12 protein-coding genes are annotated in these 10,271 nt (G+C 68.3%); 4 read left to right on the top strand and 8 right to left on the bottom strand.

What is annotated here, in order from left to right:
• The 5 genes from AUL33_RS03530 to lgt form a co-directional block, all read right to left on the bottom strand.
• On the bottom strand, positions 1-269 hold a 269-nt coding region (locus AUL33_RS03530), incomplete at its 3' end, for a ribose-phosphate pyrophosphokinase-like domain-containing protein (RefSeq protein WP_192843125.1).
• A 175-nt stretch (positions 270-444) separates the two neighbouring features.
• Entirely contained in the window at positions 445-1,596 is a 1,152-nt protein-coding gene (locus AUL33_RS03525) for a Xaa-Pro peptidase family protein (protein ID WP_062203726.1), read from the bottom strand.
• Positions 1,597-1,622: 26 nt separating this feature from the next.
• Complete coding sequence (gene pgeF, locus AUL33_RS03520) at positions 1,623-2,429, bottom strand: peptidoglycan editing factor PgeF (RefSeq protein WP_062203723.1); 807 nt, start codon at positions 2,427-2,429, stop codon at positions 1,623-1,625.
• A gap of 77 nt (positions 2,430-2,506) precedes the next feature.
• Positions 2,507-3,604 (bottom strand): class I SAM-dependent methyltransferase, encoded by a 1,098-nt coding sequence (locus tag AUL33_RS03515; RefSeq protein ID WP_244491943.1) that lies wholly within the window; start codon positions 3,602-3,604, stop codon positions 2,507-2,509.
• Entirely contained in the window at positions 3,601-4,458 is an 858-nt protein-coding gene (gene lgt / locus AUL33_RS03510; protein WP_062203750.1) for a prolipoprotein diacylglyceryl transferase, read from the bottom strand. Before lgt ends, AUL33_RS03515 begins: the two co-directional genes overlap by 4 nt.
• A gap of 167 nt (positions 4,459-4,625) precedes the next feature.
• On the opposite strand from lgt, the gene AUL33_RS03505 reads away from it, so the two are divergent.
• The 4 genes from AUL33_RS03505 to AUL33_RS03490 all read left to right on the top strand — a co-directional run bounded on the left by AUL33_RS03505 (position 4,626) and on the right by AUL33_RS03490 (position 6,931).
• Entirely contained in the window at positions 4,626-4,910 is a 285-nt protein-coding gene (locus tag AUL33_RS03505; protein ID WP_062203747.1) for an accessory factor UbiK family protein, read from the top strand.
• A gap of 325 nt (positions 4,911-5,235) precedes the next feature.
• The gene (locus tag AUL33_RS03500) at positions 5,236-5,736 is read left to right on the top strand and encodes a YbjN domain-containing protein (RefSeq protein WP_062203718.1); all 501 of its coding nucleotides are present in this window, start codon (positions 5,236-5,238) and stop codon (positions 5,734-5,736) included.
• Complete coding sequence (proC, locus tag AUL33_RS03495; protein WP_062203715.1) at positions 5,736-6,572, top strand: pyrroline-5-carboxylate reductase; 837 nt, start codon at positions 5,736-5,738, stop codon at positions 6,570-6,572. Before AUL33_RS03500 ends, proC begins: the two co-directional genes overlap by 1 nt.
• On the top strand, positions 6,569-6,931 hold the full coding sequence (locus tag AUL33_RS03490) for a tRNA-binding protein (RefSeq protein WP_062203711.1): 363 nt from the start codon (positions 6,569-6,571) through the stop codon (positions 6,929-6,931). Before proC ends, AUL33_RS03490 begins: the two co-directional genes overlap by 4 nt.
• A gap of 38 nt (positions 6,932-6,969) precedes the next feature.
• On the opposite strand, the gene AUL33_RS03485 is transcribed toward AUL33_RS03490, so the two are convergent.
• From AUL33_RS03485 to AUL33_RS03475, 3 genes are all read right to left on the bottom strand, one after another.
• Positions 6,970-7,986 (bottom strand): zinc-binding alcohol dehydrogenase family protein, encoded by a 1,017-nt coding sequence (locus tag AUL33_RS03485; RefSeq protein ID WP_062203708.1) that lies wholly within the window; start codon positions 7,984-7,986, stop codon positions 6,970-6,972.
• A gap of 107 nt (positions 7,987-8,093) precedes the next feature.
• A complete protein-coding gene (locus tag AUL33_RS03480) occupies positions 8,094-9,524 on the bottom strand; it encodes an ATP-binding protein (RefSeq protein ID WP_082652285.1) in 1,431 nt (476 codons plus the stop codon).
• A gap of 22 nt (positions 9,525-9,546) precedes the next feature.
• Positions 9,547-10,269, bottom strand: a complete 723-nt coding sequence (locus AUL33_RS03475) for a response regulator (RefSeq protein ID WP_062203741.1) — start codon at positions 10,267-10,269, stop codon at positions 9,547-9,549.
• Positions 10,270-10,271 lie beyond the last annotated feature (2 nt).

Here is a 10,271-nt window from a genome sequence, read left to right as displayed (position 1 = left end):
CCGAAATAGGGAAGAACCGCCGTGATGCGGCGGGCCGAGGCCCGGCGCAGCGCATCCATGATGATGAGAAGTTCCATCAGATGGTCGTTGGCGGGATAGGAGGTCGACTGGATCACGAAGCAGTCTTCGCCGCGCACGTTCTCCTGGATCTCGACGAAGATCTCCTGGTCGGCGAAGCGGCGGACGGAGGCGAGGCCGACCGGCAGCTCCAGATACTTCCCGATGGCTTCGGCGAGGATACGGTTGGAGTTGCCGACAAAGAGTTTCATCGTATCCGCTTCAGTCCTGGGGCGCGACGTGGCAGCCCGTTCGCCGTCGGGACGCCGCGCCATGCGGAACCCCGTTCGCATCTGCGGCGCTCATAACAAGATCGCAAGAAGATTCAACCCACACCCGCCCGAAAGCCCCGTGCAACGCCACAACCACCGGGCGCGCGGATGCTCGTCATCCCGTCGCGAGAAGCTCGATCGGCAGGCGCGACAGGCGCTCCGGCGCGCCTTGCGTCGTCAGATAGGTCTGGCCGAGCGTCATCGCGGTGCCGCTGTCGGAGTCCATGATGATCATGTGCGCGAACAGCGTCATGTCGGGGCGGATCGGCTCGGGATTGCCCGAGACGAACATCTGCGGCTCCATCCAGGACGGCGCGTAGCGGGCGCCGAGCGAGTAGCCGCAGGCGGCGAGCCGATGGCGCACCAGATCGTGCTCCTCCATGACGCGGGCATGGGCGTCGAAGACGTCGCCGAACGTGCGGCCGGGCTGCATCGCCTCCTCGACGGCGGCCAGCGCCTCGGCGGCTGCGGCGAAGAGCTCTTCGTGGCGCATCAGCGGACGCCCCACGACGACCGTGCGCATCAGCGCTGCATGGTACTGCGCCTTGACGCCGGCCCACTCCACCGTGAGCTGGTCCTGCGCCGAGAGCCGACGGCGGCCCGACTTGTAGCGGCAGAGCAGGGCGTCCGGTCCCGAGCCGATGATGAACGGGTTGGCCGGGTAGTCGCCGCCGTTCTTCAGGATCGTGCCCTGCAGCGCGTGAAGGAGGTCGCCTTCGTCGGCGCCCTCGCGCACCAGCGGCAGCATGGCCGCGAACGCCTCGTCGCCAAGGCGGGCGGCCTCGCGGACATAGGCGATCTCGGCGGCGCTCTTGACCACACGAAGGCCGGGCACGAGGTCGGAGGCATCCTGCAGGCTGGCGAAGGAGCCGAGCTTTTCCTCGACCAGCCGGCCGTTGGTCGCCGTCAGTCCGTGCGTCGCCCATTCGACGCCGATGCGGGCGCCGAGGAGGCCCATGTCGTCCATGAGGTCGCGAAGCTCGATGGCGGGATTGGCGCCGCCGCGGTCGCGCCAGATCTCGATCCGTTCGATGTTCGACGTGTGTTGCGCCTGCCTGAGATCCGCCGAGCGCGTCAGCAGGCGCATCTCGCCATCGGCCTTCACCACGAGGCTCTGGAAGAAGCAGTAGCCGAACGTGTCGTAGCCGGTGAGCCAGTACATCGAGTCCTGCGCGAACAGGAGCATCGCGTCGAGCTTTCGCTCGGTCATCTCGGCGCGCAGGCGCTGGAGACGCTCGGTGAACTCGTCGTCGGAAAAATGCAGCATGGGATGGTCCGATGGGTTCGGGCGGATCAGCCGAGGACGATCGCCGAGAGCTGGCGGCCGTAGTCGGGCTCGCCGCGATGGGTGGTGCGTCGGAAGGAGAAGAAGCGGTTCTCCTCGGCATAGGTGCAGTGGCCGACGAAGCCGGCGGTGACGCCTAGGCCGGCGAGCCGCGCCACGATGTAGCCGGGCAGGTCGAACTGGCGCTTGTCGGTGCTGGCGCCTGGCGCGAAGAAGCGCTCGTTGGCGGCGCTGGCACTGAGGAAGCCGGCCATCATGTCAGCCGCGACCTCGTAGTTCGGCTGGGTGATGCAGGGGCCGAGGATCGCCGTGATGCCGGCGCGCTCGGCGCCGATGCTTTCCATGGCCTCGATGGTCCGGTCGAGGACCCCGCCGAGCGCCCCGCGCCAGCCCGCATGGGCGGCGCCGATCACGCCGTTTCCGGCATCTGCGAAGAGGATCGGGCCGCAATCGGCGGTGACGACGCCGACCGCGAGGCCGCGCGTGCGGGTGACGACGGCATCCGCCTTCGGACGCTCGGCGCCGAACGCTTCGGTGACGATGGCGACGTCGGGCGAATGGACCTGCCAGGGCGTCGCGAGTTCGGGTCCGGTGAGGCCGAGGAAGTGCATGGCGCGGTTGCGGTTTTCGTGGACCGCTTCGGGTGCGTCGTGCGAACCGATGCCGGCGTTCAACCCCGCATAGAGGCCGGTGGAAACGCCGCCGCCGCGCGTGAAGAAGGCATGGCGCAGGCCTGGCGTGCGCGACAGCCGTTCGTCCTGGACGACATCGGCGTCACCGATATGAGCGGCAGATTCGAGGCGGTGATCTAGCATGGCGCAAATGGTGGGGGACCCCGTCGCTCAAGTCAATCAGCCTCCGGTGGCGGTCCTGACGCTCAGTTGGTCGTCGATCATTGTGCTGCGAAGGGCGGCAGCGGCAGGGGCTCCGAGGCCATCGCCAGCACCTTGAAGAGATCGCCCATCTCGCCGGCTCCGTTGCCCGCGAGACGGCGCACCGCCGCCGTCAGCGCCTCGCGCCCGGCCGCATCCGCCGACGCGCCGAGGCTTCCCGCGCGTTCCAAGAGGCCGAGTTGAAGGAGAACATCGCCTTGGCGGCCGATCGCGATGTCTCTCAGCCCTGCAGCCAGCGCCACCGCGCGCACCGCGGAAAAATCGACGTGGCTGGTGATGTCGGCAGAGCCGGGGTCATCGAGGACGGCGGCGAAGGCATGAGCGCGCAGCGCCTGCAGCGTGTCGCCGAAGCCGGGCGCGACATGGCCGTAATCGACGAGCAGCGCCGCTCCGCGATAGCGTCGGACATGCGCGGCGATGGTGCCGGCAATGGCGTCGCGTTCAGGCGAAAACTCGAAGATTGCGCCTTCGCCGGGTGGACCCAGCATGCGCAGCGCGGCGGGAACGCGGGAGAGCGCCTCGCCGACCGCGAACGCCAGGCGATCGCGGCCGTCGATCGCGACGAAGCGCTCGCGCCATCCCCCGTCCGTCCATACGATCTGACGGATCGCCACGGCATCGAGCAACTCGTTCGCGACGAGGATCAGCGGCAGGGCGTCGAGCTCGGCGAGATGGCGGTGCCGCACGATCGGCAGGTCGAACCGCGCCAGCGTCTCGATCTGGCGGGCTGCGAGCCGGTCGCTCGTCTCGATCAGTCGCACCCGCGCCGCCTTGAGGATGGCAGGGTCGAGGCGTTTCAGCGTGCGCAGCATGTCGAGGCTCAGCGTGCCGCGCCCCGGCCCCATCTCGGCCAGAATGAAAGGTGAGGGGCGTCCGAGCGCGCGCCAGGCGGCCAGCACCCAGGCCCCCAGCAACTCGCCGAACATCTGGCTGATCTCGGGCGCCGTGACGAAATCGCCGCCCCGCCCGAACGGGTCGCGCGTCGCGTAGTAGCCGCCAGCGGGATCGGAGAGCGCAAGGTTCCAGAAGCGGTCGAGCCGCATCGGTCCGCCGGAGGCGATCTCCCAGCGGATGCGCGTACCGAGCTCGTCGCTCACGAGGCGGCGGTGGGCTTCGGCTCGTAGGCGCGCGGCCGGGCCGTGGCGAAGGCCCAGAGGCCGACGGCCAGCATCGGCAGCGACAGGACCATGCCCATCGTCAGCCAGCCGGTGCCGAGGAGGTAGCCGAGCTGGATGTCGGGCACGCGGACGAACTCCACCGCGATGCGCGCGCAGCCGTAGAGGAAGATGAAGGCGCCGCCGACGAAGCGCGGGCGTCCGAGCATTTTGAAGTGATGCGTCAGCAGCCGCAACACGAGGAACAGCACGATCCCCTCGAGCGCGGCCTCGTAGAGCTGGCTGGGATGGCGCGGCTCCGGGCCGCCGCTCGGAAAGACCATGGCCCAGGGCACGGTAGACGGCGCGCCCCACAATTCGCCGTTGATGAAGTTGGCGATGCGACCGAAGAAGAGCCCGAAGGGCACGGAGGCGGCCACGATGTCGATCAGGCTGAACAGCGGCACCTTGTGGGTGCGGCAGAACAGGATCATCGCGATCGTGACGCCGATGAGACCGCCGTGGAAGGACATGCCGCCCTCCCAGATGCGCAGGGCCGAAAGCGGGTCCTCGACGATGCGGGCGAAATCGTAGAACAGGATCGAGCCGATGCGCCCGCCCAGCACGATGCCGAGCGTGATCCAGACGATGAAGTCGTCGATGTCGGTCTTGGTGATCGGCGAGACGCCGCCCGGCCAGAGCCGCGGCGTGCCGACGAGGTGGCGTCCGTAGAGCCAGCCGCACAGGATGCCGCAGACATAGGCCAGCCCGTACCACCGCAGGGCGATCGGGCCGATCTGCAGGAACACCGGGTCGATGGCGGGATAGGCGAGAACGCCGAGGACGGCCGTGTCGATCATGGCAGCTTCCGATCGGGCGCGGGGGTCGCGCGTCGGCGGCGGGTTTGCGATGCGGTTGCGCCGGGGTCAAGGCGAAGCGTCGCGACCATGCGCCCGTTCCATTGCCAAGCGGGGGTCCACCGCCTACCTCGAAGAGATCGAAAGTCCCGATGGAGCTGCATCCGATGAACACCAAAGGCCCGAACCGCATGCTGGACGAATTCGCCCGCGTGATGACCGACGCCGCCGGAGCCGCCCAGGGCGTGCGCCGCGAGATGGAAACCGTGTTCCGCACGCAGGGCGAGCGCTTCATCAACCAGATGGATCTCGTGCAGCGTGAAGAGTTCGAGACCGTCCGCGAGATGGTCGTGAAGGCCCGCACAGAGAACGAAATGCTCAAGAAGCGGATCGCCGATCTTGAAGCGAAGATGACGCCGACCGCTCCGTCCCCGGTGCCCGAGGCGATGTGAACCCCTTATCCACAGGGTATGCACAGCTTATCCCGGCCAGGGCGGCGACAGCCCGGATTCGGAAAGGCGTGTCGCCGGAGTCGGTTACGACTCTCGGGTCCTGCGCCGGTCCGAACCCGGTCCTGACGAAAGCTTAAAATCCGGTTTCCGCACTGGTGTCGCGAGTCCCCATCGCTACACTGATTTTACTGGGTGATTCGCCGCGGCGGCGGATCTCCCCGTCTGCGGAAAAGGGGGCTTGCGAGGAACTTGCCCCCGAAGACGGCGGGTCGCATGCGGCGTCCCGGCGGTCCCGCAGGTGATGCGGCACGGGGAACTGGCAATCATGAATCTGGCGGAATGGGAATCGACACGGCAATCGAACCCGGTTGACGTGATCGAACTGGTGGCGGCCACGCGGGACTGGTCGTTCGAGCGGCCATGCGACGACGAGATCGCGGTCTCAGTGCGCGGGCTTTGGACGGATTACTCAGTCTCCTTCTCGTGGATGGAGACGGTGGAAGCGCTGCATCTGGGCTGCGCCTTCTCGATGAAGGTGCCGCAGCGGCGCGAGGGGGAGGTGCTGAAGCTCCTCGCCAAGATCAACGAAAACCTGCTCGTGGGCCATTTCGATCTCTGGCCGTCCGAAGGCGCGGTGATGTTCCGTCACGCGCTTCTCCTGTCGGGCGGCGCCGAGCCGACAAGCCAGCAGGCCGAACGCCTGCTCGCCTCCGCTCTGGAAAGCTGCGAGCGCTACTATCAGGCCTTCCAGTTCGTGGTGTGGGCCGACAAGGACGCTGACAGCGCCTTGGCCTGCGCCGTGTTCGACACCGTGGGCAACGCCTGATGCCCGGGGTCGGGCAGTCCGCCAGCGTCGGTCGCCTCCTGCTTCTGGGCGGCGGCAACATGGGCGGCGCGATGCTGCGCGGCTGGATTGCGGACGGTCTCGACCCCGCAAGCGTCATCGTGGTGGATCCGCGTCCCTCCGAGGCGTTGGCGCCGCTCTTCGAAAAGGGCGTGCGTCACGCTGCAGCCATCCCGGCCGAGCCGCAGGACATCGTCATCCTCGCGGTCAAGCCGCAGATGATGGACGAGGCGGTCGGCCCGCTGCGGGCGGCGATGACGCGCGACACGCTGGTAATCTCGGTCGCGGCCGGCATCACCGTCGCCTTCCTCGAAGCCCGGCTCGGCCGGCGTCCGGTGGTTCGGGCGATGCCCAACACGCCGGCTTTGATCGGACGCGGCATCACGGGGGCGTACGGCAACGACCTCGTCGGCGGCACGCTTCGCGCCACGACGACGGCGCTTCTCAAGGCGAGCGGGCCGGTCGAGTGGGTGCATACGGAAGCGGAGATCGACATGATCACCGCGGTGTCCGGTAGCGGCCCGGCCTACGTGTTCCTGCTGGCCGAGGCCCTGGCGGAAGCCGGCGTTGCGGCAGGCCTGGAGCCTGCGCTCGCCATGCGTCTTGCCCGGCACACCGTGGCCGGTGCGGGCGAGTTGATGATCCGCTCTGAGGAAGAGCCCGCGCAGCTTCGGCGCAACGTCACCTCGCCGAAGGGCACCACGGAGGCCGCGTTGAAGGTCCTGTCCGTCGACGATGGCGGGTTGAAGGAGCTGATGCGCCATGCGGTCGCGGCCGCCAAGCGCCGGGCCGAGGAACTCTCGCGAGGCGAGGCATGAGCGCCGACGAGGTCGCGCCCGCACCCGTCATCGCCTTCGACGATTTCATGAAGGTCGACATCCGCGTCGGCACGATCCTCGCCGCCGAGCCCTTTCCGGAAGCCCGCAAGCCGGCCTTCCGTCTGACGATCGACTTCGGCGAGGCGATCGGCATCAAGAAATCCTCGGCGCAGATTACCGTTCGTCATTCGCTGGAAGACCTGGTGGGCCGTCAGGTCATGGCGGTGGTCAACTTCCCGCCGCGCCAGATCGGCCCGATGCGCTCCGAGGTTTTGACGCTGGGCTTTCCCGACGCGGCAGGCAACGTCGTCCTCGCCGCACTCAGCCATCCCGTTCCGAACGGCGGCCGTTTGTTCTGACGAAGCGGGGCTGCCCGTGAAGGCCGCCCCGCCTATGTTTAAAAGCCTTCCAGCACGATCTTGCCCATCGCCCGGCCGCTCTCGCTGAGTTCGTGAGCCCGGCGCAGGTTGGCGGCATTGATCGTGCCGAAGTTCTGCGCGGCGGTGGATCGGATGCGGCCGGCGTCCACGAGATCGGCGATCTCGCCGAGAATGCGCCCCTGCTCGCCCATGTCGGCGGTGCGGAAGAGCGGGCGGGTGAACATCAGCTCCCAATGCACCGAGATCGCCTTCGTCTTCAACGGCACGATGTCGAACGTCTCGGGATCGTCGATGAGGGCAAGGCGGCCCTGCGGCGCAATCAGTTCGGCGATCTCCGGCAGGTGCGTGTCGGTGTGGGTGGTCGAGAAGACGAAGGCGGGCGCGCCGAGGCCGAGCGCTGCGACCTGCTCTGCCATCGGCCGGGAGTGGTCGACGACATGGTCGGCGCCCTGCGCCAGCACCCAGTCCCGCGTCTCCGGCCGTGAGGCCGTGGCGATCACCGTCAGGTCGGTCAGCGCCTTGGCAAGTTGGATCGCCAGCGACGCCACGCCGCCGGCGCCGCCGATGACGAGGATCGCGTTCGCCGCGCCGGCGGGCCGGCGATGCGTCACGTCGAGCCGGTCAAACAATGTTTCCCAAGCGGTGACGCCGGTGAGCGGCAGGGCCGCGGCATCCGCGAACCCGATGCTGGCGGGCTTGCGGCCGACCAGCCGCTCGTCCACCAGCTGGAATTCGGCGTTCGAACCCGGCCGCAGCAACTCGCCGGAATAGAACACGGCGTCGCCGGCCTTGAACAGCGTCGCCTCCGGCCCTGCGCCGACGACGATGCCGGCCGCGTCCCAGCCGATCACCTTGTGTTCGCCCTCAAGCGGGATGGCGCCGCCGCGCACCTTCGTGTCCACCGGATTGACGGAGATGGCGCGGATCTCGACGAGGATGTCGCGCCCCGTCGGCTCGGGGCGTGGCAGCTCGATGTCGATCAGCGAGGCGGGATCGGAAACGGGAAGGGGGGTCTTGAAGGCGACGGCGCGCATGAGACTATGATCCGGTGTTCGTTCGGGTGACGCCGGACATGTCGTCCGTGCGCCCTCCGGCAAGGCGGACGCAGCGTTCACGCCCTTCGCCCGGATCACGCCGAGCGTCAGGCGGGAACGCGGATCATCGCCTTCAACCCGCCGAGATCGGACTCGGAGAGGAGAATATCGCCGCCGTGACTGCGCGCGATGTCGCGCGCGATCGCCAGTCCGAGGCCGGTGCCGCCCGCGTCGATGTTGCGGGCCTCGTCGAGGCGCACGAAGGGCTTGAACACGTCCTCGCGCTGCGAGGCGGGAATGCCGGGCCCATCATCTTCCACCGTCACCGTCAGCCAGCGCCCGTCGCGGCGCGCCGTCAGGCGGATGTGGCGGCCGTGGCGCATGGCGTTGGCGACGAGGTTGGTGATGAGGCGGAGGAACCCGTCCGGCCGCACGGTGATGAGCGGATCGTCGACGACGTCGGTCTCGATCGTGCAGCCCTTGAGCGCGGCTTCGGCGGCGAACTTGGCGAAGACCCGCTCGAGGTCGAACTCGCCGACATCCTCGCCGGCCTCGCCCTTGGCGAAGGCGAGATAGCCTTCCAGCATGCGCCCCATCTCGTCGACGTCGTGCTCCAGCTCGCGGCGGTCCTCGCCGTCCTCGAGGAGGGCAAGCTGCAGCCGGAAGCGCGTCAGCACCGTGCGCAGGTCGTGGCTGACGCCGTTGAGCATCTGCGTGCGCTGCTCGATCTGGCGCTCGATTCGGTCGCGCATCTGAATGAACGCGAGCGAGGCGCGCCGCACCTCTGAGGCGCCGCGCACGCGAAAGTCCGGCGGCAGCGGCTGGCCGCGGCCGAAGCCCTCGGCCGCCTGCGCCAGCTTCTGGATCGGGCGGATCTGGTTGCGCAGGAACAGGATGGCGATGAGCAGGAGGACGAGCGAGGTGCCGACCATCCAGAGGAGGAAGATGTGCGTGTTCGACGCATAGGCCGAATTGCGCGGCGCGAAGACGCGCAGCACGTGCTCGGGCAACTGGATGCGGATCTCGACAATGCGCGATTCGCCGACCGTGTCGATCCAGAACGGTCGGTTGATCTGCCGGCGGATCTCCTCCGACAGAATGCCGTCGAGAATGTTGAAGAAGGGCTTGGCGGCCGGCGCTGGCAGGGGCTCGGACGGCAGCACGAGGACGTTCAGGCCCAGCCGCTCGCGGGCGATGCGGTTGATGTTGAGGAAGCTGGGATCCTGCGGATAGGTGTCGAGCACGTCGATGACGGCGGCGATGTCCTGCACCACGGCGGTTGAGAGGCGCTGCGTCACCGTCTGCCAGTGGCGCTCCATGAAGACGAAGGCCACCACCGACTGCAGGAGGACCATCGGCGCGATGATGATGATGAGCGAGCGGGCGTAGAGGCCCTTGGGCGTGCGGCGCGCGATGTAGCGCGGCACGTGGCGCAGCGGCCCGCGCCAGATGCGCGGCTTGCGCAACGCGTTCGAGATGGCGCGGATCGCGGCGGATCCGGTCAGCCGGGCGGGCGAGATGCGATCGAGAAGGCTCATGGCCGCGGGAGGGGGCGCGCCGTCAATCGACGTTCAGACGGTAGCCGATGCCGCGCACCGTCTGCAGCCAGAGCGGATTGGCGGGATCGCTCTCGACCTTGCGGCGCAGCCGGTTGATCTGGACGTCCACCGTGCGCTCGCCCACCTCGGCTTCGCCGCCGAGGAGATCCTGCCGCTGGATCGTCTCGCCGGCCTTGGCGGCGAATTGCGCCATGATCTCCTGCTCGCGCTCGGTCAGGCGGATGATCTCGGCCCCGCGTTTCAGCTCCTTGCGCGACAGCGAGAAGCTGAACGGGCCGAAGCGCACGTGCTCGACCTTCTGGATCGGCTGGGTGCCGCCGCGCTTCAGGATGTTGTTGATGCGCAGCAGGAGTTCGCGCGGGTCAAAGGGCTTGGCGAGATAGTCCTCGGCACCCGCCTCCAGCCCGAGGATGCGGTCGTTCGTCTCCGAGCGCGCCGTCAGCATCAGGATGGGGATGTCGCGCAGCGGCGAGATCGAGCGCACGAAATCGAGCCCGCTCTCGCCGGGCATCATCACGTCGACGACGAGAAGATCGAAGTCGAGACCGCCGAGGATGCGGCGCGCTTCGGCGGCGTCGGCGGCGACGGAGACGCGGAACCGGCGCTCGGTCAGGAAGCGCGACAGGAGGCTGCGGATGCGGCGGTCGTCGTCCACCACCAGAAGGTGCGGCGCATCGTCGTCGAGCGGTGCCGGGCGCGGTGCCGGGGTCGCGGTGTCCGTCATGG

The organism is Aureimonas sp. AU12 (assembly GCF_001463705.1).
Classification (GTDB): domain Bacteria; phylum Pseudomonadota; class Alphaproteobacteria; order Rhizobiales; family Rhizobiaceae; genus Aureimonas.
This window is presented reverse-complemented; position numbering and strand designations above follow the sequence as displayed.

Bases quoted from the DNA above. Each gene is read 5' to 3' on its own strand.
- AUL33_RS03490 (WP_062203711.1), top strand. From the start codon at position 6,569: ATGAGCGCCGACGAGGTCGCGCCCGCACCCGTCATCGCCTTCGACGAT.
- AUL33_RS03505 (WP_062203747.1), top strand. From the start codon at position 4,626: ATGAACACCAAAGGCCCGAACCGCATGCTGGACGAATTCGCCCGCGTG.
- pgeF (WP_062203723.1), bottom strand. From the start codon at position 2,429: ATGCTAGATCACCGCCTCGAATCTGCCGCTCATATCGGTGACGCCGAT.
- AUL33_RS03525 (WP_062203726.1), bottom strand. From the start codon at position 1,596: ATGCTGCATTTTTCCGACGACGAGTTCACCGAGCGTCTCCAGCGCCTG.
- proC (WP_062203715.1), top strand. From the start codon at position 5,736: ATGCCCGGGGTCGGGCAGTCCGCCAGCGTCGGTCGCCTCCTGCTTCTG.
- AUL33_RS03485 (WP_062203708.1), bottom strand. From the start codon at position 7,986: ATGCGCGCCGTCGCCTTCAAGACCCCCCTTCCCGTTTCCGATCCCGCC.
- AUL33_RS03480 (WP_082652285.1), bottom strand. From the start codon at position 9,524: ATGAGCCTTCTCGATCGCATCTCGCCCGCCCGGCTGACCGGATCCGCC.
- AUL33_RS03500 (WP_062203718.1), top strand. From the start codon at position 5,236: ATGAATCTGGCGGAATGGGAATCGACACGGCAATCGAACCCGGTTGAC.
- AUL33_RS03475 (WP_062203741.1), bottom strand. From the start codon at position 10,269: ATGACGGACACCGCGACCCCGGCACCGCGCCCGGCACCGCTCGACGAC.